The sequence below is a fragment of the Pilosibacter sp. NGB245 genome, assembly GCF_057397225.1.
This window is the reverse complement of the sequence record NZ_CM171584.1, coordinates 2,666,591-2,693,312: the sequence shown is the minus strand read 5'-3', so window position 1 is coordinate 2,693,312 and position 26,722 is coordinate 2,666,591. Positions and strand designations below refer to the sequence as shown.

17 protein-coding genes, 2 tRNA genes and 1 pseudogene are annotated in these 26,722 nt (G+C 47.9%); 11 read left to right on the top strand and 9 right to left on the bottom strand.

All coding sequences use genetic code 11. The features are described from left to right. Nucleotides 1-89 precede the first annotated feature (89 nt). From ACXMYH_RS12040 to ACXMYH_RS12015, 6 genes are all read left to right on the top strand, one after another. The gene (locus tag ACXMYH_RS12040) at nucleotides 90-2,543 is read left to right on the top strand and encodes a glycogen/starch/alpha-glucan phosphorylase (RefSeq protein ID WP_486554968.1); all 2,454 of its coding nucleotides are present in this window, start codon (nucleotides 90-92) and stop codon (nucleotides 2,541-2,543) included. A gap of 271 nt (nucleotides 2,544-2,814) precedes the next feature. Beyond that, nucleotides 2,815-3,780 carry a SpoIID/LytB domain-containing protein gene (locus ACXMYH_RS12035; RefSeq protein WP_329752112.1) on the top strand — a complete coding sequence of 322 codons (966 nt, stop codon included), beginning with the start codon at nucleotides 2,815-2,817 and terminating at the stop codon, nucleotides 3,778-3,780. Nucleotides 3,781-4,044: 264 nt separating this feature from the next. Beyond that, nucleotides 4,045-4,905, top strand: coding sequence for a M23 family metallopeptidase (locus ACXMYH_RS12030; RefSeq protein WP_329752113.1), 861 nt, complete (start codon nucleotides 4,045-4,047; stop codon nucleotides 4,903-4,905). Nucleotides 4,906-5,125: 220 nt separating this feature from the next. Next, a complete protein-coding gene (locus tag ACXMYH_RS12025; RefSeq protein ID WP_118514883.1) occupies nucleotides 5,126-5,398 on the top strand; it encodes a spore coat associated protein CotJA in 273 nt (90 codons plus the stop codon). Continuing rightward, complete coding sequence (locus tag ACXMYH_RS12020; RefSeq protein ID WP_243106552.1) at nucleotides 5,395-5,769, top strand: spore coat protein CotJB; 375 nt, start codon at nucleotides 5,395-5,397, stop codon at nucleotides 5,767-5,769. The genes ACXMYH_RS12025 and ACXMYH_RS12020 overlap by 4 nt, the downstream gene beginning before the upstream one ends. Before the next feature lies 1 nt (nucleotide 5,770). Further along, nucleotides 5,771-6,394, top strand: a complete 624-nt coding sequence (locus tag ACXMYH_RS12015) for a manganese catalase family protein (protein WP_486554967.1) — start codon at nucleotides 5,771-5,773, stop codon at nucleotides 6,392-6,394. A gap of 84 nt (nucleotides 6,395-6,478) precedes the next feature. Here the strand turns inward: ACXMYH_RS12015 and ACXMYH_RS12010 are convergent, their stop codons facing one another. From ACXMYH_RS12010 to ACXMYH_RS12000, 3 genes are all read right to left on the bottom strand, one after another. Beyond that, nucleotides 6,479-6,649 carry a DUF1540 domain-containing protein gene (locus tag ACXMYH_RS12010; protein WP_021903995.1) on the bottom strand — a complete coding sequence of 57 codons (171 nt, stop codon included), beginning with the start codon at nucleotides 6,647-6,649 and terminating at the stop codon, nucleotides 6,479-6,481. A 123-nt stretch (nucleotides 6,650-6,772) separates the two neighbouring features. Beyond that, nucleotides 6,773-7,189: a CBS domain-containing protein gene (locus tag ACXMYH_RS12005; RefSeq protein ID WP_118530560.1), complete on the bottom strand. Its 417-nt coding sequence runs from the start codon at nucleotides 7,187-7,189 to the stop codon at nucleotides 6,773-6,775. An 11-nt stretch (nucleotides 7,190-7,200) separates the two neighbouring features. Beyond that, nucleotides 7,201-7,797: a lactate utilization protein gene (locus ACXMYH_RS12000; protein WP_486554966.1), complete on the bottom strand. Its 597-nt coding sequence runs from the start codon at nucleotides 7,795-7,797 to the stop codon at nucleotides 7,201-7,203. Nucleotides 7,798-8,239: 442 nt separating this feature from the next. On the opposite strand from ACXMYH_RS12000, the gene ACXMYH_RS11995 reads away from it, so the two are divergent. After that, the gene (locus ACXMYH_RS11995; RefSeq protein ID WP_486554761.1) at nucleotides 8,240-9,865 is read left to right on the top strand and encodes an IS1182 family transposase; all 1,626 of its coding nucleotides are present in this window, start codon (nucleotides 8,240-8,242) and stop codon (nucleotides 9,863-9,865) included. A gap of 240 nt (nucleotides 9,866-10,105) precedes the next feature. On the opposite strand, the gene ACXMYH_RS11990 is transcribed toward ACXMYH_RS11995, so the two are convergent. Together ACXMYH_RS11990 and ACXMYH_RS11985 are read right to left on the bottom strand one after the other, a co-directional pair. Beyond that, nucleotides 10,106-10,177 (bottom strand) — tRNA-Glu (locus tag ACXMYH_RS11990). A 4-nt stretch (nucleotides 10,178-10,181) separates the two neighbouring features. Continuing rightward, nucleotides 10,182-10,255 (bottom strand) — tRNA-Pro (locus ACXMYH_RS11985). Between the two features lie 948 nt (nucleotides 10,256-11,203). Here ACXMYH_RS11985 and gpmI point away from each other — a divergent pair. The 3 genes from gpmI to ACXMYH_RS11970 all read left to right on the top strand — a co-directional run bounded on the left by gpmI (nucleotide 11,204) and on the right by ACXMYH_RS11970 (nucleotide 15,664). Continuing rightward, nucleotides 11,204-12,748: a 2,3-bisphosphoglycerate-independent phosphoglycerate mutase gene (gene gpmI, locus ACXMYH_RS11980; protein ID WP_486554965.1), complete on the top strand. Its 1,545-nt coding sequence runs from the start codon at nucleotides 11,204-11,206 to the stop codon at nucleotides 12,746-12,748. 171 nt (nucleotides 12,749-12,919) lie between these two features. Continuing rightward, entirely contained in the window at nucleotides 12,920-13,177 is a 258-nt protein-coding gene (locus ACXMYH_RS11975; RefSeq protein ID WP_118599001.1) for a TM1266 family iron-only hydrogenase system putative regulator, read from the top strand. A gap of 9 nt (nucleotides 13,178-13,186) precedes the next feature. Further along, entirely contained in the window at nucleotides 13,187-15,664 is a 2,478-nt protein-coding gene (locus tag ACXMYH_RS11970) for an excinuclease ABC subunit UvrA (RefSeq protein ID WP_486554964.1), read from the top strand. 420 nt (nucleotides 15,665-16,084) lie between these two features. Here ACXMYH_RS11970 and tnpB read toward each other — a convergent pair whose 3' ends face one another. The 4 genes and pseudogenes from tnpB to ACXMYH_RS11950 form a co-directional block, all read right to left on the bottom strand. Next, complete coding sequence (gene tnpB / locus ACXMYH_RS11965) at nucleotides 16,085-17,188, bottom strand: IS200/IS605 family element RNA-guided endonuclease TnpB (protein WP_486554963.1); 1,104 nt, start codon at nucleotides 17,186-17,188, stop codon at nucleotides 16,085-16,087. 17 nt (nucleotides 17,189-17,205) lie between these two features. Continuing rightward, nucleotides 17,206-17,605: pseudogene (gene tnpA, locus ACXMYH_RS11960) on the bottom strand (IS200/IS605 family transposase). A gap of 323 nt (nucleotides 17,606-17,928) precedes the next feature. Next, nucleotides 17,929-18,567: a hypothetical protein gene (locus tag ACXMYH_RS11955; RefSeq protein WP_486554962.1), complete on the bottom strand. Its 639-nt coding sequence runs from the start codon at nucleotides 18,565-18,567 to the stop codon at nucleotides 17,929-17,931. Nucleotides 18,568-18,673: 106 nt separating this feature from the next. Then, nucleotides 18,674-19,432, bottom strand: coding sequence for a LytR/AlgR family response regulator transcription factor (locus ACXMYH_RS11950; RefSeq protein ID WP_486554961.1), 759 nt, complete (start codon nucleotides 19,430-19,432; stop codon nucleotides 18,674-18,676). Between the two features lie 229 nt (nucleotides 19,433-19,661). Here ACXMYH_RS11950 and ACXMYH_RS11945 point away from each other — a divergent pair, with 229 nt between their 5' ends. Next, complete coding sequence (locus ACXMYH_RS11945; protein WP_486554960.1) at nucleotides 19,662-26,516, top strand: YDG domain-containing protein; 6,855 nt, start codon at nucleotides 19,662-19,664, stop codon at nucleotides 26,514-26,516. Nucleotides 26,517-26,722 lie beyond the last annotated feature (206 nt).

Sequence of the window (26,722 nt, the reverse complement as noted above, 5' to 3'; positions counted from 1 at the left end):
GGGTTCACATGGACCGGATCACAGACGCGGCCTGAAGAGGCATGGCGCGGGATCCGGCCATTAAGAGAGTATAAAGGAGGACTTTAGGGGTGAGTCAGACAATTAACAAGGATGAACTGAAGAAGACCATTGTGTTCAACGTAAAGAGCATCTACCGCAAAACGATCGACGAGGCGACTCCGGCTATGGTTTACCAGGCTGTCGCACTTGCAGTCAAGGACATGATCATCGACCGTTGGATCGCGACTCATAAAGAGTACGACAAGCAGGATGCGAAGATCGTTTACTACATGTCCATGGAGTTCCTGACCGGTCGTTTCCTCGGAAACAACATCATCAGTCTCTGTGAGCAGAAGGAGATCGAGGAGGCACTCTCTGAACTGGGATTTGACCTGAATTCCATTGAGGATCAGGAACGGGATCCGGCACTCGGAAACGGCGGTCTTGGACGTCTTGCGGCATGCTTTTTGGATTCCCTTGCATCTTTAGGCTATCCGGCATATGGCTGCGGTATTCGTTATCGTTATGGAATGTTCAAACAGCAGATCCGTGACGGATATCAGATTGAGGTTCCGGATGAGTGGTTAAAGGATGGCTATCCGTTTGAGATCCGCCGCGCAGAGTACGCGACGGAGGTCAAGTTCGGCGGTTATGTGGAGACCGAGTGGGACGGAAAGAGAAATCATTTTGTACAGAAGGGCTACCAGTCTGTTATGGCAGTTCCATATGATATTCCGATCGTGGGATACGGCAACAATGTCGTAAACTCCTTGAGAATCTGGGATGCACAGCCTGTGAACACCTTCAACTTAAGCGAGTTCGACAAAGGTGACTACCAGAAAGCCGTTGAGCAGGAGAATCTGGCAAAGACCATCGTTGAAGTCCTTTATCCGAATGATAACCATTATTCCGGAAAAGAGCTTCGCTTAAAACAGCAGTATTTCTTTATTTCTGCCAGTGTTCAGCGTGCCATCAAAAAGTACAAGGAAAAGCATGACGATATCCATAAATTCTATGAGAAGGCATCCTTCCAGTTAAACGATACACATCCGACCGTTGCTGTCGCTGAGTTAATGCGTATCTTACTTGACGAGGAGAACTTAGAGTGGGATGAGGCCTGGGAGATCACCACAAAGACATGTGCCTACACGAACCACACGATCATGGCGGAAGCTCTTGAGAAATGGCCAATCGAGCTCTTCTCCCGCCTTCTTCCGCGTGTTTACCAGATCGTTGAGGAGATCAACCGCCGCTTCGTTGCCCAGATCCAGCAGAGATATCCGGGCGACAACGAGAAGATCCGCAGAATGGCGATCATTTACGACGGACAGGTCCGCATGGCTTACCTCGCGATCGTCGGCAGCTTCTCCGTAAACGGCGTTGCGAAGCTCCACACAGAGATCCTTGAGAAACAGGAGCTTCGTGACTTCTATGAGATGATGCCGGAGAAGTTCAACAACAAGACGAACGGTATCACCCAGAGACGTTTCCTTCTTCACGGAAACCCGCTGCTTGCAGACTGGGTAACCGACAAGATTGGAAACGAGTGGATCACCGACCTCTCCAATATCAAAAAACTCTCTGTCTATGTGGATGACGAGAAGTGCCAGCAGGAGTTCATGAACATCAAGTACCAGAACAAGATCCGTCTTGCGAAGTACATCAAGGAACACAACGGAATCGACGTTGACCCGCGTTCCATCTTCGATGTTCAGGTAAAACGTCTGCATGAGTACAAGAGACAGCTCATGAACATCCTTCATGTGATGTATCTCTACAACCAGTTAAAAGATAACCCGAATATGGATATCGTTCCGAGAACCTTCATCTTCGGCGCAAAGGCAGCTGCCGGATATAAGCGCGCGAAGCTGACCATCAAGCTCATCAACAATGTAGCAAACGTGATCAACAACGATAAGTCCATCGGCGGCAAGTTAAAGGTCGTATTCATTGAAGATTACCGTGTATCCAACGCAGAGCTGATCTTCTCCGCCGCTGATGTCAGCGAGCAGATCTCCACAGCAAGTAAGGAAGCGTCCGGTACCGGAAACATGAAGTTCATGTTAAACGGCGCTCTGACGATCGGAACCATGGATGGTGCGAACGTCGAGATGGCGGAGGAAGTCGGCAAGGACAACATGTTCATCTTCGGAGCGTCCGCAGATGAGATCATCAACCTTGAGAACAACGGTGGCTACAACCCGATGGATATCTTCAACAATGACCAGGATATCCGCCGTGTTCTGATGCAGCTGATCAACGGTTACTATTCTCCGCAGGATCCGGAGCTGTTCCGCGATATCTACAATTCCCTGCTCAACACACAGAGCAGTGATCGCGCAGATACCTACTTTATCTTAAAGGACTTCCGTTCCTATGCGGAAGCTCATAAGAAGATCGACCAGGCATACCGCGATGAGAAGTGGTGGGCAAGAACCGCAATGCTCAATACCGCATCTGCAGGAAAGTTCTCCTCTGACCGTACGATCGAAGAGTATGTAAGGGATATCTGGCATCTGAAGAAGATCAAGGTAGAGCTGTAATCCGACACTTAAAATATTACGTAACTGTTCAGTACCCTCACACCTACAGAAACCTCCCCTCGGAGATTTCCTTCGGATGCATGGCAAGTTACGAGCAAAAATCCATTCCAGATCGGCTTCGCCGATGGGATTTTTGCCTTCCGTCCCATGTTTTATTACGGTCAGCGCAGCAAGTGCGCAGACCTACTGAATAGTTACAATATTACTAACATAAAAGAATCACCCGCTTCATACACTGGAAATATCACGGTGTATGAGGCGGGTATTTTTTATGAAACGATTTTTTATGCTCCTGTTCGCGATGGTCATGATCCCCTATGTGACGACTCTCGCGTGGACAGGCAGGATCCGGACGGATGTGGGGGAGAGCATTCCGACAGAGGAGTTTCTCGTGGGGATGGTGGCGGCGGAGATCCCGGCGGAATATGGGATTGAGACAATGAAGGCGCAGGCCGTGCTCGCAAGGACGTATGTGTACCGGATCGTGGATCCCGGGATCGGTGGGGAAAACACGGACGATCCGGGAAGTGCGGATCCGGGAACAGACAGCGGCGCCGGAGCTGCGGGATGGGGAAAACGGAGCAGGACTCTGGACCGGGACCTTATGGAGGAAGAGTTGGACATCGACTGCCTGAGTGTACGGGAGATGGAGAAAAAGTGGGGAAACGAACATTTTGAGGAGTACTATGAGAAGGTCCGCAGGGCGGTCCGGGAGACGGAAGGACTTGTCGCGGAGTATGACGGGGAACTGATCGAGCCGTTCTACTGTCTCGCGTCGGCAGGAAAGACGAGAGAGCTGGCGGCGTATCCGTATCTTTCTTCTGTGGAGAGTCCGGGGGATCTGGAAACGGAAGGATTTTTATATGTCCGGACGTTCACGGAAAGCGAGTTTGCGGACAGGATCGGGCGGATCGGCGGACCGCAGCCGGCTGCGGACGGGATCGCGGAGAAGATCCAGATCATCGAGCGGGACAGTGCCGGATATGTAAAAAGGGCGCAGATCGGAAATATGGACTATACGGGAGATGAGGTCCGGGATTCCCTGGGACTTTCGTCATCATGCTTTTATTTTTCCTCCGCGGACGGAAAGATCCGGGTATCCTCGAAAGGGATCGGCAGCGGATACGGATTTTCGCAGGCTGGGGCGGACGCCATGGAGAGAGAGCAGGGGAGTGCGTTTCAGGAACTGCTGAAATATTATTTCCGGGGGATCGAAATCGTGAAGATCGCGGAGTAGAGGATCTGGCATGAATGACTCTGCTCCTTTTTTATCAGGATTGCGTGCTGCTGGCACGATGTGCTAATGATGTGCGTTTGCGCGAAGCTGAAGAATGCTGCAAACGACTGTGCCCAGTGCAGGAATGTGCCGGGGCATATGTTCTGTTGTGAGCATTGTGCGGTCTGTCCGGCAAATGTGCAGACTTGCTGAATTATCGCAGAATTTTTTGCTTTTGTGAATAACTTTATCATCACGGGTAAAAATATAACCGAGGTGATAAACGTGAAAGAAAAAGGAAATCAGCTGTTCAGGGACAAATTTGTCCTTGTCATGCTCGTGCTCGGCCTGCTGACTATTGTTGCGGCAGCAGGAGTTGTGAGGATCCAGAAGGGGAGAGAAAATATCGAAAAGAGTCCCTATCTGGAGATCGAAGATCCGGACCATGTGATCGCGGGGGATTCCAACGCAGGCGCAGAGTCCGGAGGGGATACTTTGGCCGGGGAACTGGCGGCATTAAAAGATGAAACCAGAAACGTGGAAAATACCGGAGATGGCAGAAATGCTGCGCTTGCGGAAAATGAGGCGGGAACAGGCACGGATCCTGCTGCCGCTGCCCCGGGCATTTCTGAGGATACCGGTCTTGCGGATGCGGCAGGCGGAGCCGGGGCTGCATCGGATCGTTCCATGGCGGAAGCCGGAGCTGCCGTCACGGAGTCCCTGGTGCTCGACTTTGCCGATACGGACAAGCTCGCCTGGCCTGTAAACGGGAACATCGTTCTCGGCTACAGCATGGACACCACGACATATTTTCCGACGCTGGACCAGTATAAAGTCAACCCGGCAAATGTGATCCAGAGCGAGGTGAGCACCCCGGTATCGGCCCCTGCGGACGCCAGGATCGTCTCTGTGGGGACGAATGAGGAGATCGGAAACTATGTCGATCTCGACTTTGGAAACGGCTACACAGCCGTCTGCGGTCAGTTAAAGGAGATCCCGGTCGTGGAAAACGAGTATGTCCACCGGGGCGACCTTTTAGGCTATGTCGCGGAGCCGACGAAATACTATACGGTGGAAGGAACGAATGTGTTCTTCGAATTCTTAAAAGACGGCGTTCCGGTGGATGCGCTGGATTTTCTGGAGTGAGCGGGATGGATCACCCCGGTCAGTGTCATACCTGTGCCCACGAATCAATCCGGTTATGGATGCGCAGGGAAGAGACAGTGTGCGGCAATAAAATAAAGAGGAGTTTTGTGGAAGAGCTTTCAGGGAGAAATTTCTGAAGGCTCTTTTTCGCAGTGGAAAGATCCCATTTTTGATTTTGTGCATACCATAATATCAGAACAAAGAAAGGAGACATCCGCATATGAATTGCAGAAATTCTGATCTGCCGGATACCGCCCGGACTTCTCCCTGCGGCTGCGGCAGACTTCCATCTGATATTTCCGGCCCGGGACCTGTCGTCCGCCCGGTGTCCCGTGCCTGCTTTGACGGCAATGATCCGATATTTCCGGTAGGAATGGGCTACGTCCCGGTGCAGATGTGGGGAACCACATATCCGTTAGCCAGAGGCTTTGTCCGGGGGACGATCTTCCCGACTCTGGATCTTCCATTCGCGATGGGGAGGTGCAGAAGATGAAAGAATTCTATCGATGCAGTATGATGCCGGGAATGCCGGCAGAACCGATCCGTGATCCGCGCCTGTCTGCTCAGAATGTCGTGCCGGCGTGCGGCAGCTGTCAGGGCGGTGGAGACATGATATTTCAGGATAAAGAGGCACTGATGCGCCAGATCATGGAGGCAGGATTTGCGATGGATGATGTGGTCCTGTTCCTGGACACTCATCCGGAAAATCAGGATGCACTCCGCTATTACCAGGCTGTCCGCGACATGCGAAATCAGGCCATTGCCGCCTATGAAAGCCAGTTTGGACCATTGAGATATGCCGATGTGACATCCTCATCCTGGGACTGGGTAACTGAAAAATGGCCGTGGGAAGGAGGATGTTAAGATGTGGGTCTATGAAAAAAGACTGCAGTTTCCGGTGAATATTAAGGAGCCGAATGCGAAGATGGCACAGTTTATCATGAGCCAGTACGGTGGACCTGACGGCGAGATGGGTGCGTCCATGCGCTATCTCTCCCAGCGCTACTCAATGCCGTATGGGGAGCAGAAAGCGGTTCTGACGGATATCGGAACGGAGGAGCTCGCCCATCTGGAGATCGTCGCGGCGATCGTTCACCAGCTTACGAGAAACTTAACAGCGGAGGAGCTGGAAGCGCAGGGATTCGGCCCGTACTATATCGACCATGCCACAGGGATCTGGCCCCAGGCAGCCGGCGGCGTGCCGTTTAATGCCTGCGAATTCCAGTCGAAAGGTGATCCGATCACCGATCTGTTTGAGGACCTTGCTGCGGAACAGAAAGCCCGGAGCACCTACGACAACATCCTTCGTGTCGTGACGGATCCAGATGTCTGCGAACCGATCCGTTTCCTCAGAAAACGCGAGATCGTCCATTTCCAGCGCTTCGGCGAAGCACTCCGCGGCCTCCAGGACCGGCTCGATTCCAGAAATTTCTATGCGTTCAATCCGAGCTTCGATCCGGCACCGGTGAGGGCAGGAAATTCACGGTAGAAGAATAGAAAAAGAGATCCCGTTCCTTTTTCATAAAATTTATGGGAGGAAGGGATCTCTTTTCTCGTCAAGGGTCAGACAGGACTACATCTTGCACTGGAAGGAATCACAGTCGGTACATTCCTTTTTTGTAGGATTGAGCTCATGCGTTCCTACATGGATGCGGTCTAAGGTGCAGTAATCCACATTTTCCGCATGATGCACGCAGTTATGGATCGAGCACTGGATGCTGTCGTTCTTTTCCTGATTCATCATTTCTCACCACCTTTTTCTGGGATGGTATCAGTATAACCGGACGGCAGAAAATGATGCTGGAAGAAAATGACAGGAATTTATGCGACAGTCTGGAAAAAGCCATTTGAACCGGAATCCAATAACTTAAGCATTTCCTGTTTTCTTATAGGAACCGGAAAAATATTTCATGATATCACGTCGCGTGATGATTCCGATAAAGGATTTATTGTCATCGAGTACCGGGACAAAGTTCTGCTGCATCGCCTTGTCCAGCAGATCTTCCATTTTCGCACCGGCATTTACCGGGCTGTTGTCCTGACGGCGCTTTACTTCCATGATGGAGATCAGCTCCATATCCTTTAAACTCTGGTTCATATGGCTCTTCATGTACCAGAGCAGGTCGCCCTCCGTCAGCGTTCCGGCATACCGTCCTTGTTTCGTAAGGATCGGCAGGGCGGAGTAGCGGTGCGCTTCCATCAGGTCGATCGCTTCTCTCAGGTTCGCGTCAGAATAGATAAATGCCACATCACTCTTTGGTGTCAGAAAAAACAGAATATTCATGTGTCTCTCCTTTAATATCCAAGATCTTCATTGATAAATACCATTTCAACTTCCATTCCGGTACAGGGGCGTTCTAAGATCAGGATCGCGTTACAGATCCTCTCCGGACTGTTGCAGTCATAGCACTTTTTGTCATCGGACACGACGCAAGGAGTCTTCTTGTTAAAACGCGCCGCGTTCTTTGGACAGGCGATATTTCGTGCGCGATCCATTGCGGAGGACAGATCCGGCGCGATCTTATTTTTCCCGATCACATAGTATACTCGTTTCGGTCCAAATAAGCTCTCGGAAAGACGGTTTCCGGTCCCGTCGATGTTGATGATCTGTCCGGTCTCTGCAGCGGCATTTGCGCTCAGTATGTATACGGTAGATTCTTTTTTTGCCCGGATCCTTGCATCCGGTCCCTGTTCCCAGTGCCAGATCACTTCGTTGTCTTTTCCGAGGACCTCAAAGAGATTCATCTCTTTTGCGGTGATGGAGCCGCCAAAGCCGACTTTCTCGCCCTTGATCTGGTTACTCAGATAAGCGGCAGCTTCCTCCTTTGTCTCGAAATATGATGTATGAAAACGATGGTTTTCAAAGTTCTTTTTTAATACTGCGTAATCCATAAGTTCTCGATGTTCCTCCTTCGGGTACAGGCGGCAGCCGCCGCCGGGTCAGTGGCGCAAAAACCGGTCCAAAAGAAGCAGCGGATCAGCTTTTTCTTGCGTAAATAGAGTCATGATACTTCACCATGACTCGTCTATTGACATTATAGCATAAATTGTAACAAAAAGAGGGAAGAAAACATGAATTATTTGTGAAAAAAATTGAAATAAGTCATAGCGTATGGAAATAGGTTTCGGTCTGGAGCTCTTTGGATGGGTGATTTTGATATCATATTGACATTTAAAAAAAATAGAATATGATGTAGGCAGCTAAGAAATGTGGTGAACTTTTCTCATGCGACGCAAAAAGGGGCTGTCGCACTAACGTGCGGCAGCTCATTTCATATTTCCAACACAAAACGCCGAGCTTCGAAAAGCCCGGCGTTCGTGGTATAATCAGTTTATGCGACTAAACAAAATAATACAGAGAGATTATACCTCTTTTTCTCTGTATTATCAAATCAAACTTCCGCTGGATTTAGAGATTTCTATTCCATCTGATGATCCGGTTCGTCTGGTAAGTGCCTTTGTGGAGGAAATGGACCTTTCTGAACTGTATAAAACTTACAGCAGGATCAGAAAAAATCAGGCAACGCCGCGTCAGATGCTGAAACTCGTCATCTATGCAGCAATGAATCGAATCTACTCAAGCAGGGATATCCAAAAGGCATGCAAACGGGATATCAACTTTATGTACCTCCTGGAAGGAATGCCGGCTCCTGACCATGCAACGATCGCGCGTTTTATCTCCCTGCATTTTTCGGCTTGTGCAAAGGTACTGCTTGCCCAAATGTCAGATCTGCTCTATCTTCTTGGTGAGATCTCAGGAAAGACCATTTTTATTGATGGCACCAAGATCGAGTCTGCAGCCAATAAATATACCTTTGTATGGAAACGGGCTATTACGAAAAATCAGGCCCGGTTATACACAAAACTATCTTCTTTTGTGGCTGAATGCGAAGAACTCTATGGAATCAGGACCGTATACCATGACCGGATATCCATCCACACATTAAAACGGTTAAAGAAGCAGTTGTGCCGCATAAAAGTGCAGGAGGGAATTGTGTTTGTACATGGAATCGGGCGTAGAAAAACACAATTACAGAAATCTCTGGAACAGCTGGATCAATATCTGGAGAAACTAAAGGAATATACAAAAAAGCTGTATACGCTTGGGGATAGAAACAGCTATTCCAAAACAGACCCTGACGCAACCTTCATGAGAATGAAAGAGGACGCGATGCTGAATGGACAGTTAAAGCCTGCTTATAACATTCAGCATGGAGTGGATTCCGAATACATCACATGGATCGATATCAGCCCGCACCCTACCGATACACGTACCCTGATCCCGTTTTTGAAAGACATGGAGAATCACCTGGGATTTAAGTATTCAGAAGTCGTTGCAGATGCCGGGTACGAAAGTGAAGAGAACTATCTTTTCATTGAGGAAAACGGACAGACCGCCTATATAAAGCCGCAGAACTATGAGATTTCGAAGACCCGAAAATACAAAAAAGACATCAGTAGAAGGGAAAACATGGAGTACCATGCAGACAGAGACAGCTACATCTGCCTCAACGGAAGGGAACTAACTGTCACAAATGAACGCAGAAGTAAAACAACTAGCGGATATGTCAGTGTAAAAACTTATTACAGAAGCCCAGACTGCACTGGTTGTCCTTATAAAACGGAATGTATCAAGGGAAACAACTGCAAAACACCTATGGAAAAGCGCAATAAAGTGCTGATGGTTTCAAAAACAATGAGCCAGAAACGCGCAGAAGATCTGGAACGGATCACAAGTGAGTATGGAACGATGCTCCGTATGAATCGCAGTATTCAGGCAGAAGGTTCTTTTGCTGACGTAAAAGAGGACATGAATTTTCGAAGATATCTGTATCGTGGAAAGGCAAATGCACTGGCAGAGAGCATCCTTCTGGCGATGGGACGAAATATCAATAAGCTTCATTGCAAGATTCAGACCGGAAGAACGGGAAGTTATCTTTTTCCATTAAAAAGGGCATAGATTTTGATAGTTGAAAACAAAACAGCCTGAAATAAGGCATGCCGAAAGGGATGCCTGGGAATGAACTGCGTTTATAAAGAATGGCATCGAAAACGTGACCGATTTCGATGCCATTTGGGCATAAAGCAGGGCTGCCGCCCAGCAAAAAATATTTGCTAATGCGACAGCCCCTTTTCTTGTATTAATGAAAACTATGATAGATATAAAAAAAGAAGCTATATGGAATTCCATACAGCTTCATGACCTGTCCGGGAATCGAACCCGGGTTTACGCCGTGAGAGGGCGTCGTCTTGACCGCTTGACCAACAGGCCGGAATCGAGGCGACAAGATTCGAACTTGCGACCTCTGCGTCCCGAACGCAGCGCTCTACCAAACTGAGCCACGCCTCGATGTCTTTAAGGCTTTGTGTTTTGTGCTGTTCACCAGCGACTCGTATATAATAGCATGACCTTGAAAAAAATGCAAGCGTTTTTTTGAAAAAATTTCAATTTTTTGAAAAAAAGTTTTTTCGGCGAATCTTCCGGGATCAAGAAAAACCTCACAAAGCCTTATTTTATAAGGAAAAACAGCAATCGATGGGTATGGGAATCATGCGCTGCGAGCAGGAAGAAAAATGTCCGGAAAGTTCACAGAAACCAAAAAAATCGAAAAGAAACATGAAAATTCAATTCAAAGATCGATAAGAACACTATGACCCTGACGGCAGATCCTAAATGCAAGCAATATGAAGATGCATGAATCATATTTCAGTACAGTCTGTTATACAGAACTGTATTTCAAGCGATTGACGGAATGAATAAAAAGACTGCCGCATTTCCGATCCTGCGGCAGACTTAAAAGAGGGGATTTATATTGTAAATGTTTTTAAAACAAAAGGGAGGGACCGGCAGAACGCTCTGCCGGTCAAGTATGAAAAAGTATATTTTGTTCCAGGCTTGCTGTCCTGTTACGCTTTACAGGATACTGGAAAAATGTGTCGAAATATTGTGTTTGATGTGAAAAAATTGTGAAATCGCTGTAGGATAGAATGCTCACCTGGAAGGAAGCTCCTTTTTCGGGCATGAGTTTTCTGGAGTGGAAATTACGGAGAGAAAGAAGGCGGGGAGGATCGTGCAGATCAAGACTGATAAAATTATAACAATTTCTACTCCGAAACGGTTGCAGGAACGTTCTAATTGGTATAAAATATAGATGTTTCTGCGATGATAGTACCGATATCAAAGCGTTGGACGGAAAGCTCCGTTCCGACCGCAGAAATATGATTGCATTTATAAAGAACGCAGGAAGCTGCCGTTTGGAGCGGGCTCCTGCAGTCACGCAATAAAGGAGAAAAAATCATGAGCAAAAAGCCAGTAGTGTTAATGATCCTCGATGGTTACGGACTGAATAAAACACATGAAGGAAATGCGGTATACGAGGCGAAGAAGCCGGTGATGGACCGCTTAATGAAGGAGTGCCCGTTTGTGGAGGGTCAGGCCAGCGGACTTGCTGTCGGACTTCCGGAGGGACAGATGGGAAACTCTGAGGTCGGACACCTGAACATGGGCGCAGGCCGCATTGTTTACCAGGAACTGACAAGAATCACAAAGTCTATCCAGGACGGCGATTTCTTCAAGAACGAAGAGTTCCTTGCAGCTGTTGAGAACTGCAAGAAGAATAACTCCGCGCTTCACCTGTTCGGACTCTTATCCGACGGCGGCGTACACAGCCATATCACCCATGTTTACGGACTCTTAGAGCTCGCAAAGAGAAACGGTCTCGACAAAGTATTCGTTCACTGCTTCTTAGACGGACGTGACACTCCGCCGGCATCCGGAAAGGATTTTGTCGCAGCTTTAGAGGAGAAGATGAAAGAGCTCGGTGTCGGCAAGGTGGCATCCGTTATGGGACGTTACTATGCGATGGACCGTGATAACCGCTGGGACCGTGTGGAACTTGCGTATAAGGCACTGACAGCGGGCGAGGGCAATAAGGGAACATCCGCGACGGAATTGATTCAGGCGTCCTACGATGACGGAAAGACAGATGAGTTCGTTGTTCCGGCTGTCGTGACAGGAGAAGATGGAAATGCGATCGGAACCATTAAGGACAATGATTCCGTGATCTTCTTCAACTTCCGTCCGGACCGCGCAAGAGAGATGACCCGCGCATTCTGTGATGACGAGTTTACAGGATTTGCGAGAGCGAAGAGGATCAAGACCACCTATGTATGCTTTGTTGATTACGATGAGACGATCCCGAACAAACTTGTCGCATTCAAGAAAGAGACGATTAAGAATACTCTCGGTGAGTTCCTTGCTGCCCACGGGAAGACTCAGGCGAGAATTGCTGAGACAGAGAAATATGCCCACGTTACCTTCTTCTTCAACGGCGGCGTTGAGGAGCCGAATCCGGGTGAGGACCGTATCCTTGTGAAGTCCCCGAAGGTCGCAACATATGACCTTCAGCCGGAGATGAGCGCACCGGCCGTTTGTGAGAAGCTGACAGACGCGATCCGCTCCGGAAAATATGATGTTATCATCGTAAACTTCGCAAATCCGGATATGGTAGGCCACACAGGCGTTGAGAACGCAGCGGTCAAGGCTATCGAGGCTGTCGACGAGTGCGTTGGAAAAGCAGTTGAGGCAATCAAAGAGGTTGATGGCGTGATGTTCATCTGTGCTGACCACGGAAACGCAGAGCAGCTGATCGACTACAAGACAGGAGAGCCGTGGACCGCTCACACAACAAACCCGGTTCCGTTCATTCTTGTAAACGCGGGCGAGGGCTGCGGCCTCAGAGAGGGCGGCTGCCTTGCAGATATCGCTCCGACCCTGATTGAACTTATGGGAATGGAACAGCCGAAAGAGATGACTGGTAAGTCTCTGCTTGTGAGAAAGTAATAAAGGCTGGTGTGTTGTAAAACAGCGGCAGAAAATATGAAGAATAGTTCCGGCAGTGTGGACGCAGAGAGTCTGTATGCCGGGACTATTTTTTTGTGCACACTTGACATAAGGATTCCCGGCGCATTAAGATGAAGGAAATGATTTCGGACAGGACAGAAGGAGAGCAGTATGGAACAGGAAACAAGAATCGCGGTAGTGGGAATTATTGTGGAAGATAAAGAGGCTGTGGGGGAGATCAACAGAATCCTTCACGATTACAGCCCGTATATTATCGGAAGAATGGGACTTCCGTACGAGAAGAAGCAAGTGAACATCATCAGCGTCATCGTTGATGCCCCGTCTGACTGGATCAATGCGCTTTCAGGGAAGCTTGGAAAGATCAAGGGGATCAGCGCGAAGGTGATGTATTCGAAGAACGGGCAGTAGGGAGAAACTATGATCGAAAAAATCAAGATCCGCGGCGCACGGGTCCATAACTTGAAAAATATTGATGTGGACGTTCCTTTAAACAAGATCGTCGCCATCGGCGGAGTCTCTGGTTCGGGAAAATCATCCCTGGCTCTGGGTGTCCTCTACGCGGAAGGTTCCAGGCGCTACTTAGAGGCGCTCTCCACCTACACGAGACGCCGTATGACCCAGGCGGCGAAGGCACAGGTGGATGAGGCACTCTATGTCCCGGCGGCGCTGGCGCTTCACCAGAGGCCTGGGATCCCGGGGATCCGCAGTACCTTCGGAACAGGAACGGAGCTTTTAAACAGCCTGCGTCTCATGGTGTCGAGACTGGCGAGCCACCGATGTCCGAACGGACATTATATCGAACCAACCCTTCTTGTGGCGGCGGGAAAGGAACTCTCCTGTCCGAAGTGCGGGGAAAAATTCTACGCCCCGTCGGCGGAGGAACTGGCCTTCAACAGCCAAGGCGCCTGCAGGACATGCGACGGAACGGGAATCGTACGCACTGTTAACCGTGCGGCCCTGGTGCCGGATGAATCCCTTACCATCGATGAGGGCGCGGTAGCTCCGTGGAATTCCCTCATGTGGTCCCTGATGACGGACGTCTGCCGGGAGATGGGGGTGCGGACGGACGTGCCATTTAAGGATCTCACGGAGAAGGAAAAGAACATTGTATACAACGGGCCGGCGGAGAAAAAGCACATCTTTTACCATGCAAAGAACAGCAATCAGGCGGGTGAGCTTGATTTTACTTATTATAATGCGGTCTACACAGTGGAGAATGCCCTGGCGAAGGTAAAAGACGAAAAGGGCATGAAGCGAGTGGAAAAGTTCTTAAAACAGGACATTTGCCCGGATTGCGGCGGTTCCAGACTCTCGGAGGCGGCAAGAGCACCGAGGCTCCGTGGAATCTCTCTGGATGAGATGTGCCGGATGCCATTAAATGACCTCACGGAGTGGGTCCACAGTGTGCCGTGGTCTCTTCCGAAGGAGATGCGCCCGATGGCGGAGAATATCTGCGCGTCATTTATAGAGGTGGCAAAGCGGTTATTAGACCTTGGGTTGGGCTATCTCTCCCTGGACCGCGCCGCATCTACACTCTCCACTGGGGAACGCCAGAGAATGCAGCTCGCGAGAGCCGTGAGAAACCGCACGACGGGTGTCCTCTATGTGCTGGACGAGCCGTCTATCGGTCTTCACCCGTCGAATATCGAGGGACTCACCAGTGTCATGCATGACCTGATTGCAGACGGAAACTCCGTAGTTCTCGTGGATCATGACGTCCAGATCTTAAAGAAGTCTGACTGGATGATCGAGATGGGACCGGAAGCCGGTGCTGGCGGCGGAACCGTCATTGCGGAGGGGACCATCGGGGAGATCGAAGAATCGGGAAAGTCGGTATTGGGATCGTTCCTCTCCGGAAAAGCGGATACCTGCACGAGAGTCCGGGCGAATCGGGAGAATATGTTTGAGTATGGAAAAATCCATATCTCCACCGGAAATATCCACACGGTAAAACCTTTGTCTGCGGATATCCCGAAAGGTCGGATGACCGTGGTCACAGGAGTTTCCGGTTCCGGAAAGACGACTTTCGTCTTAGAGAGTCTGATCCCGGCGTTATCCGCCATGATTCACGGCGAAAAACGTCCGGAACACGTCCATGAGATCCAGGCGGAGGGGATCCGTCAAGTGAAGCTCATCGACGCGGCACCCATCGGCACGAATGTCCGCTCCACGGTGGCGACCTATGCGAATGTCCATGATGAGCTGCGAAAGACCTTTGCGAGAACACCGGACGCGAAACGTCTTGGGTATAAGACCGGGGATTTCTCCTACAATACGGGAAAACTCCGCTGCCCTGGATGTGACGGAACAGGCGTGATCAGCCTGGATGTCCAGTTCCTGCCGGACGTGGAGATCCCGTGCCCGGACTGCCGCGGATCGAGATATTCGAAAGAGGCGGATCTTGTAAAGCACACGGATAAAAGGGGAGTTTCCCATTCCCTGCCGGAACTTATGGATATGGATATCAATACGGCGCTGGAGAATTGCAGGGATATGAAGATTGTCTCCCAGAGACTGCAGGTATTAAGGGATTTAGGACTTGGCTACTTGACTCTGGGCGAGGAGACCCCGAGCCTCTCCGGCGGCGAGGCCCAGCGACTGAAACTTGCAAGCGAGATGGGAAAAGCCCAGGAGGACACGGTCTTCGTCTTCGATGAGCCGACGATCGGTCTTCACCCGGCGGATGTCCAGGTGCTCCTCGGTGTATTCCAGACGCTGATTGAAAACGGAGCCACCGTCCTTGTCATCGAACACGACCTGGATGTGATTAAAAATGCCGACTATATCATCGACATGGGCCCTGGCGGCGGAGAACAGGGTGGCCGGATTGTTGCGTGTGGGACGCCGGAGGAGATCAAAAATGTGAAAGAAAGTGTGACGGGGAGATACCTGTAAGGTGGAGTACATATAATACAAGATATTTAGACGAAGTTACTTGTAAATAAAAATATATCCGCCATAATATACTCAATGAGTATATTATGGCGGAGGATCAATGGAAAACAAAGAAATATTAAAAGAACTTAGAAGCATTATGGGACTAAATCGCCGGGAATTTGCGGAGTATTTTTGCATCCCATACAGGACAGTGCAGGAATGGGAACTTGCACATCGGAATATGCCGGATTATCTGTTAAGATTGATGTTGTATAGTGAGAAGTTGCGGAGTGAGAATAAATTTTATAGTGCCAGTAAAAATGTTTCTATTAGTGAACTACCCATTGTCTTAAGCCAATGGGTTTCCTGCTTCATCGACCTCGTAACCTACTATCTCCACAGGCGTTAATTTGGGCAGTCCCTGCCCTATATATTTCTTTATGCTATTTGTCTTAATCCTTCTGTCAGTATATTTTTCGCGGCATTGATATCCCTGTCATGTTCTGCTCCGCATTTCGGACATATCCATGTCCTCACTGACAAATCTTTTGTATCTGGATTCTGATACCCGCAAACAGAACATAATTGACTACTGACATAAAATGTATCTATTTTGATGTATTTCCTGCCATTCCATTTTGCCTTATACTCTAACTGTCTTGTCAGCTCATACCATGATACATCACTTATGGCTTTTGCCAGATGATGATTTTTTACCATGTTTTTTATCTGTAAATTCTCTGAAACTATCACTTGGTTTTCGCTGATAATCTCATGTGAAACTTTATGCAGATAATCTTTTCTCATATTCCTTATTTTCTCATGGCATAATGCTATCTTTTTCTTTGTTTTATAATAGTTCTTACTTCTCTTTCCTTTATGTGACAGTTGCCTTTGCAGCTTTACAAGCTGTTTCTCGTATTTTTTTATAATTTTTTGATTCTCATATACCTTCCCATCGGAAGTAATACATAAATCTTTAAGTCCTAAATCGATTCCTATGTTATGATTTGTATGTGCCAGTTCCTTATGCTCCGTTTCTACAAGTATGGACACATAGTATTTTCCACTGGAAACCTGCGAAACGGTCGCTGACTTAATCTGCCCACGATATTCCCTGTGTAACCTTGCTTTTACCGCTTTTAATTTTGGCAATTTTATCTTCCCTGTCTCAAAATCTACCGCTATATTTCCATTTGTGAAGTTTGTTGTGTATGATTTATGGTTATCGTGTTTGCTCTTGAATTTCGGATATCCTGCATGTTCCTTAAAAAATTTTTGATATGCAGCGTCCATGTGATAGATTGCGTTGGTCAGAGCAAATTTATCTATTTCTTTTAACCATTCATAGTCTTTCTTTAATTCTCTGTTACAGTAATTATTACAATCCGTTTTACTAACTGACTTTTTCTCTTTCTCGTATATTTCTTTCCGATATGCCAATGTCTGATTGTAAACAAAACGGCAACAGCCAAATGTTTTTGCAATCTGAATTCTTTGTTCGCTATTAGGATATATCCTGTATTTATATGCTTTTAACACCCACTGTCGCCACCTTCCTACCCTTGATTTTCTATATATTTTCTCAACATCTCTTCTGATACATTTCCTACACTGCAGACAAAATATCCGTCCGTCCAAAAAGTATGTTCTTTCCAGAAATGTTTTCGTAGATAATCCGGATATCTTTTCCAAATATGATAGGTTGTATAACTCTTCATCAGATTTACTATTTTACTGATAGACATTGTTGGTTCTGTTTCTATCATGTAATGAATATGATCTTTATCTGTCTCCATATATCTGATAATGACTTTATGCTTTTGACATATCTCATAAGAAAACTGCTTTATATCATCTGATATTTGTTTTGACATCAGCAATTTCTTTCTATACTTGCATACGAATATGATACTGTAACAAATATTTGTGTCTGTTTTTTGATTTCCACGTTTCCATAACGCAAGTATAGCACAAACATCCGCTTCCGGCTACCTTAACCCACCATCTAAAGCCAGTGGGATTGCGGTAGCCCTATTTCAAAAAATACCAAAACATAAGGAAGACGGAAGCTGGGACGGCACGGACAGCTGGCGCGGGCAATAAGGGAACAGCCGAAAAAGATGACTGGTAAGTCTCTGTTGGTAAGAGAGTAAGAGAACTTTGGCGCAATAAGATCATGTAAAAATAAAAACAGTTCCGGCGATATGGACAGAAGTGTCTGTATGCCGGGACTGTTTTTATGTAACAGGAAATTAAGATAAAAGAAATCTTGCATGGCATTATTCCCGTATGATATCAAGCAGGGTGTCATCTCTGGTTTCGAACCATTTCATAAAGGCATACCATTTTTTGCCATAAGACGTATGCTTCCGAACAAAAAATGCATAGACGATCATGCTCACCGCTATCTCGATCATTCCGAAAACAAGTCCAAATGCGAATATATCGGTTATTTTGTTGGATTCATCATTAGAAATCACGCCTTTCAGCTGGTTTTGGTCATCTAATAATAAGGTTAATGCTCGCTGATGCGGAAAATCTGTATCAAGATTCAATCCAAGCCCGGCGACATCATATTGATAGGAGCTGCCTTCTGTATACATTACCGTGGTCGGACTGGTTCGCACTCCTCCTTTAAAAGTCGTTGCATTATAAGCTGTCAGCAATTCATTTGTCTTCAGGTTCTGGATGTGATGGCTTAACAGTACAGTGCCACAACAGATGATTATGGATATAAAGATCCAGAGAAGGCAGTGGAATACCATTTTCTTAAAGGCGTTCGTTACCTTTGCATAGGTTGCATGGTCTAAAGTTCTTTGCCCATAACCTAAAGCATTTGCAACTTCATCAAAATTAATAGTGGTATGGTAACTGTTCAGTAGGTCTGCGCACTTGCTGCGCTGACCGTAAGAAAACATAGGCTGGAAGGCAAAAATCCCATCAGCGAAGCTGATCTGGAATGGATTTTTGCACGTAACTATGAAGGTACTGAATAGTTACGTGGTATGTAGAAATAAGCCTGCATTACTCATCGGTTATCATTCCCTTCCGCATACAGGTAAACAGGTATGCCATAAATGCTTCTTTTGTCTCTTTTTTCTTTCGTCGGCTGCAGAAAAGGCAGGAGCCGTTTTTTAAACGGACAGAGCCATCCTCCTCCACAGAGATCACCTGCGAAAAATTGAGGAGGAGACTGCGGCCGCTCATATAAAAACGTCCGCCCTTTGGCAGCAGCGCCATTAGATCCGAAAAAGAGAGGCGCGTGGCAACGTCCCCCTTTAACGTGTGGATGATCAGGCGGTGATTCTGCGTTTCCGCGTATAAAAAATCATCCAGAAGAATCCGCTGGCAGGATGACTGCCCCTGTCCAAGGACAGCCTGAATCTCAATATAAGCCGGTTCGGCCCGAAAAGTGCGGATCTCATTGAGACACCAGGCCAGTGTGTCCGCATCCACCGGCTTTAAGAGATAGTCAAGCGGATGTACCCGGTATCCCTCAAGGGAATAGTCCCGCTCATTGCTCACAAAGATAAGAGGTATCCGCGCGGCAACAGCTCGAAGCTTTTCGGCTGTTTCAAGCCCGTTTAGGCCGTTTTTTGCAAGCATAATATCCATAAATACGGCGTTGAAAAGACCGGGGCGGAAAGCCTCTAAAAAGGACTCGCCGCTCTCATAGCAGGTAAAATCAGCCATTTCTCCATATTTCTCGAAATTCTTCTGTATTAAATCGATCAGATGCTTCTGATCGAAAACGCAATCTTCCACAATAGCAATATGCATCATCACTGCAGCACTCCCTTCACCACGATGCTTCTGAACCAATTAGGTCGAGGTTTGACCATTTGCGTCGAGGTGGTTTTCAGAAAAACACGTAATTGATATACTATTAGTATAGAAGATTATGCGAAAAATGTAAATATTGCGGGAACTTGATGTTTATCTCAGTCGAGAAGACTTCCACCGCTTTTTGGTGATAGTAATAGCAAATTTGTCTCAATGGGAGGAAAATGGTATGAGAAAAAAATCGAAACGAATTTTAGCAGCTGCATTGTCAGCTATATTAATATGGAACACATGTGAATGGCAGCCGCAGGCGTTGGCGGCCGGTTCGATGCAGCGGATCGGGGCTGAAACGGAGGCAGATGATACTGCGGAAACAGCAGAAAAAGAATCTGCATTAAAAGCCTCTCCGTCGGATGCTTCTCCGTCGAATGCGGAAGTAAGAGATAACCGCGGCGAGTCGGGTACAAACAAAGCAGAAGCAGAGTCTGGTACGAGAAAAGAAGAAGCAGGAGCAGATGCAGGCAAAGCCGAAGCAGGGGCAGAAGCAGGTGCAAACGGAGCAGAGTCAGGTGCAAACAAAGCAGAAGCAGGTGCAAACGGAGCAATAACAGGAATCGAGGCAGGAATAAACGGAGCACCAAACGGCACAGCAACAGGGGCAGAGGGAGGAGCAGAGATAAAAGCGTTTCTGGAGCTGGATGAGGCCATTGCAGTGCAGAAGCTCTCTCTGGGTGCCAAAGAAAGCGATATCGTTCTTCCGGATACTCTGGAGGTTCGGATGAAGCAGGAAACTTTAGAGGATGCTCAAAAAGCAGAAGGCGAGCAGCAGATAGATGCGGAAGCTGACACCGAAAAAGAAAACTCGGAGACGGAAGCAGATGAGGATATCAGCAGGATTTCCGGCGTGACATGGAAGCTGGATATCAATGAGAGCGACTATCCGGAATTTCACGGCGGGATCTCCCCACAGGATTATTTTGAAGAATTTGACGAGGACGGAGAGCCTATCGAAACCTCCGATAAGACCTGGGCAGGCTATCATGAGGCAAACCAGGACTACAACGGCTGTGCCTATGTCTACACACCGGTTCTGCCGGAGGAATATCCGGTGGGAGAGGAGGCAGAGCTGCCGGAAATCTGTGTTCTCGTAGGGGAGATACAGCTGATGACTCTGGCAGGCGGGGAGCATAACCTGAATAATCAGCCGCTGCTCATTAATAGCACTAATCAAAATGATTTTAATGGAAAAACCATTACCGGCATCTATTGTCCTACCAATCGACCAGAGCTTACATATACAGACATCAAGGGCGGTATCATAATTGATAATGTTACGGTCGATCTGACCATTAAAGATGTAACGATCAAATCTGATGGAGCCAGAGGATGGAATCTGGCTGGTATTTACCTGAAAGGTAATGCCCAGCTGAATCTGACCTTAGAAGGAAAAAATACTCTTTTGGGACTGGATGAGGGAGCCGGAATCGAGGTTGAGAAAAATGCAACGCTGGTTATTACAGAGCAGAGTAAAGGAAGCCTGAGGGCAGTGGGAGGTGCCTATGGTGCCGCTGGTATCGGAGGAAGAGCCGGATCAACAGGTTACGAAGGTGAAAATGAGGAATACGGAACAGGAAAAATTATAATTAAGGGCGGAACCATCGAAGCTGTAGGTGGAGATTGGTGGGTTCGTGCGGATAATTATCATGGAGGAGCCGGAATCGGAACCGGTCTGTATGGAATCGGCGGAACCATTAAAATACTGGGTGGAACGATAACCGCAGAAGGAGGAAGGGAGACAGGAGCCGGAATCGGAGGCGGAGCTGGTGGAGGTGTAGACACGATCGTAATCGGCGGAGAGAATGGCGAAGCTCCCAATATAACCGTATCTTCTTATAATAATAAAACATCAGGATATCAGGGAGCTGCCATCGGCACCGGATGGAATGGAGTGAGTGATTTAAAATTATCCTGTGGCGATATCCGGATATTAAGTGGATCTGTTACGGTAAAGGGCGGAAATATTGGTTATGGAGTGTTAAAGGTTGTTGATGGAAATAGCATGGAAGGCGGCAGTGTCACTATTTCCGAGGCGGTGAAGCTGGAGCTGCCGGTTGGAAGCAACATTAAGCCCCGGGGAGACTGTACCTACGGGAAGAAAACATTCCGGATCACCGCTTATGATAACCAGCTACCAGATGGAACCTATCAGGCTGACATATCCCTGTATCGGGAGAATGATACAGAAAAAGCAAATCCGGTTTATAAAACAAGCACTCAGATGACTGTCTCCAAATTCAGGGGAACGATACCGGATATAACCCAGTGGATAGGCTATTCTGGAAATATGCAGATGGTTGTAGAGCTGAAGCCTTCCGGTGGCGGGGGAGGTAAGATGATGGAGGGAAAGGTTGTTCTAAATAAAGGAATGGATGAAACCATCTCCGTCACGCTTGGAGAAACTGCCTACCAGAAGACAATGGATCTGACTATCCATGATGGCCGTTTGAAGAATGATAAGAATTATACACTGACGGCTCGGTTGGGGGAAGAAGCAAGTGAAGGCGGTACTGCACCGGATGTAGTAACCTATTCATCTAAAAAAGCTTCCGGTTATCAGATAAAGACCGGTAAAGTCAGCTGGTATACGCCCCTGTCCGGAGAGGTTCCGGTATCGGTTCTGGTACAGGAAGAAGGAGGGGAAGGAGAAAATAATAGCTTTAAAGTAACAGGAACCCTCACGATGAAGTCAGAGGAGGAAACGAATCTTTCCCTCACCATCGGAGAACCCCTGTACCCTGTCCGGTTCCACTTCTATTCATCAAAGGTGCAGGCGGTAGAAAATGTATCCCTGACAGCCGGACGGCTGGCTGGAGCTGCTTCAGAAGCTCCGGTGGAATTAAAGCAGGACAAAGGCCAGTTTGCCTTTGACGGGAAGCTGACAATCGATGCAGAAGCAGGCAATCATGCATATGCCCTGGCATATCTTCCGGCCGGAAATTACCGGTTTGTGATAAATACAGGTATTGCAGGTTTAGGCAGCTCCGACGGAAGCTTTACTCTGGACAGCGAAACGGTAAAGGCAGAGGCTGCCGGAACGGATATTACCATATTAAATGAGGCAGAGGCGCTGGAGGGAGAGCTGGATCTTTCCCTTGGAAATATATCTTTTTCCGAGGCAGATGGTAAGCTGACAATTTTATATTCTAAAACAGATGGTTCCGGCCAAGTGGTTACAGATAAGCTAATAGACCAGTCCTATGATAAATGCTATCGGATCACTTCATCTGAGTTGGTAAAGAATTATCATCTCTCTGTGAATACCCCAGCTTCCGAGGAATTAAAGCTCGTATTAAAAAACCTTACGATTACACCGGCAGAGGCTATCGCACCGATTCAGATAAACGGAAAATCCCATGTGACTACCTATCTGGAAGGGGAAAACAAGATTTCGATTAATAAATCAGCATCTTCATCAAGGTTCATTGTTTCACCTGCCGGCATCAGTGTGGCGAAGGATGCAAAGCTTACGATTGACAGTGAGCCGGGACAGCCGGGCTCCATAGAGGTGCTCAATAATACAACGGTAGACAAGACTGGTGCAGCAATTGGAGGAAATGGAGAGCAGGATGCAGGAATTATTCACATCAAGGGGGGAACTGTAACTGCAACTTCCGCTTCTGGTTCTGACGGAGCTGCTATCGGTGCTTCGTCAGAAAAAAATGTAAAAGAAATACGGATCAGCGGAGGAGTTGTAACTGCAAAAAGTAGTGATGGTGCCGGAATCGGAACAGGAAGTGCTACGAAGGATAGAACCGGTAAAATCGTGATAGAAGGCGGAACGGTGAATGCAAGCTCGTGGAAGGGTGCCGGAATTGGAAGCGGTTCTGGATATGCCGCTGGAAGCCCAGCGATAATTGCTGAGATTGAGATTCATGGCGGAATGATTACAGCCTATTCTTATTCTGGAGCTTGCATCGGAAGTGGTAGAGACAGTTCATCGAAGGTGCTGATTGACGGTGGTACAATATGCTTAGATAATAAAGGCGTACAGAGTAGGGACGCTGCTCATATTGGAAAGGGGGCGGAGAGTTCTACAAAGGCATCAACCGATGTGAAGATTATGGGTGGAACGATCCATCTGATCAATGCGGGTGCATATATAAAACGCCCTATGATTTATGGCTGGGAAAAGGCTGCAGATGGAAGAACATGGCAGAAGAATACACCAAAAGATGGGAACGGTAACCCGGTTTATTATACCACAGCGGATCTGACCGGTATCAATGAGAATAATACACTGGTTGAAAAAGCGGGTATTGAAGGAAGCTCCTACGGCTTTAAGGATGTCCGGACAGATTCCAGCGGAAAGCTCTATATGTACCTTCCGGCTTCGGAGGCAGTGAAAGCCTCCTTTGGCGGTGTGGAATTTACCGGGAAGGTTGAGGCAGGTAAGGATGAGAATGTATTGGAGCGTGAACAGACCTCCATTGATTATCAAAGGGAAGTCCTGAAAAATATGGCTCTGTATGATCTCGAATATGCGAGATCCATGAAGGTTATAGATTGGACAAAGATCCCGGCAGGCGGCGAGGTTTCTCTGACAGAAATTCTGGATAAACAGCCGGAGAGTGCGACCGAGATTACTTTGTATGTGCGAAAGGCGGCCGCAGGTTCCGAAGCAGCAGGCGAAGCAACCGAGATAAAGCTTCCGGTAAGACCGAAAAAACCGGATCCGATACAGATAACAAATGTAACGAAAGGCAGCTACTATATCAAGGTAGCAGGGACGGCTGATTCCAGTTGTGAGTACGGAATTGCTAAATCCGTGGATGGTGAGCTTCAGTGGCAGCCAGGGACTCAGTTTAGTAATTGGTTTAATGGTCTGACTCCGGCTAACACCTATTATATAACCCTTCGTGTGAAAGCAACAGACAGCAGTTTTGCATCGAAGCCGGCTGAACGCTTGTCGGTGACAACACCGGATGCATTACTGATCGACGGTCCCGCCGGTAAAGTATCCTTTGAAACGACGGGAACCTATGGACAGACACTTGATCAGATTTCGGTACAACTGGCAGAAGGATTTCAGGTTGTTAATTATAGTAGATCACCGGTTTCTGGAACATGGAGCTTCAGTAAGGATCAGAAAGGAACGCTCGCTTCATCCATTTATCCGGAGGTAAAGGGAACAACTGCATATCAGGTAGAATTTATCCCGGATGGAGCGTCAGAAGGGCAGTATGGAAATAGTTTGGAAAGAGATGTGGTTCCGGAGATATCACCGAAAGAGTTGACCGCAGTTCTTTCGACACCTATTGAAAAAGACTATGATGGAAATACCGATATCGCATTAGAGGCGACGGTAAAAATAGGAGCTTTGGGTCAGAGCTATACCATCAGTGGCCTGAAAGGAAGCTTTGCAGATGCCAATGCCGGAACCGGTAAGACGATAACCGTTGATTCCTCAGAGGCAAGGGTTGAGACGGGTGAGAGTGCAGTGAATCTGCAGAATTACCTGATCACATATCCAGCCCAGACCGGAACGATCCATCGGATACAGGGTTTAATTTCGATCGATCCGGAAGCATGGATTGGAGAAAAAACCTATGGAGATGACAGATTTTCCTTGACAGGTGTGAATAAAGTGGGAGATGGAGCTCTGAAGTATGAAAGCTCCAATGAAAATGTTCTCACCGTGGACGCACAGGGACAGGTGACCATTAAAGGTGTCGGTGCCGCCGATGTAAGCATCACCATGGCAGAGGGAACGAATTACCTTGGCACAAGCACACCGGTAAAGAGAACGATAACCATTGAAAAAGGGACACTCATCCTTACCTTAACCGCTGTAAACCGGAATACCGGAGCGCAGCAGCCGGAAGGGATTCTCGGAACCTACGAGGATGATTTTGATATCATTGCAAGTATTCAGGGAGCGTATGATGACAAGCCGCAGGGTATGATCCGCTTCTATGATAATGGAATTCAGAATCCGGATACGATCCCTGTAGGGGAAGCCGGAACTGCGGTTCTCAACCTGACGAAGCCGGGAGTCGCATCCGTAGGAACGCACCGGATGACAGCCGAGTTTGATTTTGACACTTATGATGAGTGGGCGGCCAAATACAACACGCCTGCTTCGGCTGCATTTACATTTACGATCGGAAAGGTGGCTGCACCGCAGATCACCTGGCCAACGGCAGCGTCGGTGAAGGCGGGAAGTCCTCTAAGTGACTCTGCCTTATCAGGAGGAAGCACCGAATACGGAAGCTTTGCCTGGAAGAATCCGGCCCAGACGGCACAGGCGGGCACCCATAGTTACGAGGTGATATTTACACCGAATGAATGGGCATCCGCTCGTTATGAGATTGCAGCAATGACCGGTACGGCAGAAGTGACAGCAACGGAAGATAAGCCGGACGAAACGGAAAAGCCGGACGAAACGGAAAAACCGGGCGAAACGGAAAAGCCGGGTGAAACGGAAAAGCCGGGTGAAACGGAAAAGCCGGGAGAAACAGGCAAGCCGAACGAATCGAATAGAACGGATGATTCAGATGATTCGGATGAGCCGGAAAGACCGAGTCGCAACAACCCGTCCTCCGGTAAGGATAAAACCTCCGGCAGCGGTGTAGTCAGCCACGATTCAGTCAAAGGAACGATCGACAGTATGGCAGGAATTATCACAGGAGAAACAAACAGCTTTGTCAATGACGGAAAGAGCCATTGGATGATGGATGAGCATGGCTGGTGGTTACGCTTTGCAGATAATACCTACCCGAAGGGAAGCGTGCGTGATTCCGGTGGTGTTTCGCATTGCTGGGAGCAGATCAACGGAAAATGGTGGGCCTTTGATGAAACGGGTTATGCTAAGACAGGCTGGTTAAGAGATGAGGATTACGGCGGCTGGTTCTATATGGATCTGGAACACGGCATGCAGACCGGCTGGGTGCTTCTCGACGGAGTCTGGTACTATTTTAACCCGATTTCCGATGGAAAGAGAGGGATTATGTACGCCGAACAAAGGACGCCGGACGGATACTATGTAGATAAAAACGGTGTCTGGGACGGAAGAAGCAAGCAGTAAAGCGAGCTTCAAGCCGAACCTCCGTGGGACTTGGCGCGTGATTCTGGTCAGCGAAGCTGACATGCTTCTATCAGAATCACTGCGCATCTTCGCGGAGAGATGCTCTTGCACTAAGTATAGAATAATCCGGAATGGATCCGCAGGCTTTGGGAATCCTTCCGGATTTCTATTTATTTACTTATTTTCGTGCCCAAAAACAACAATTC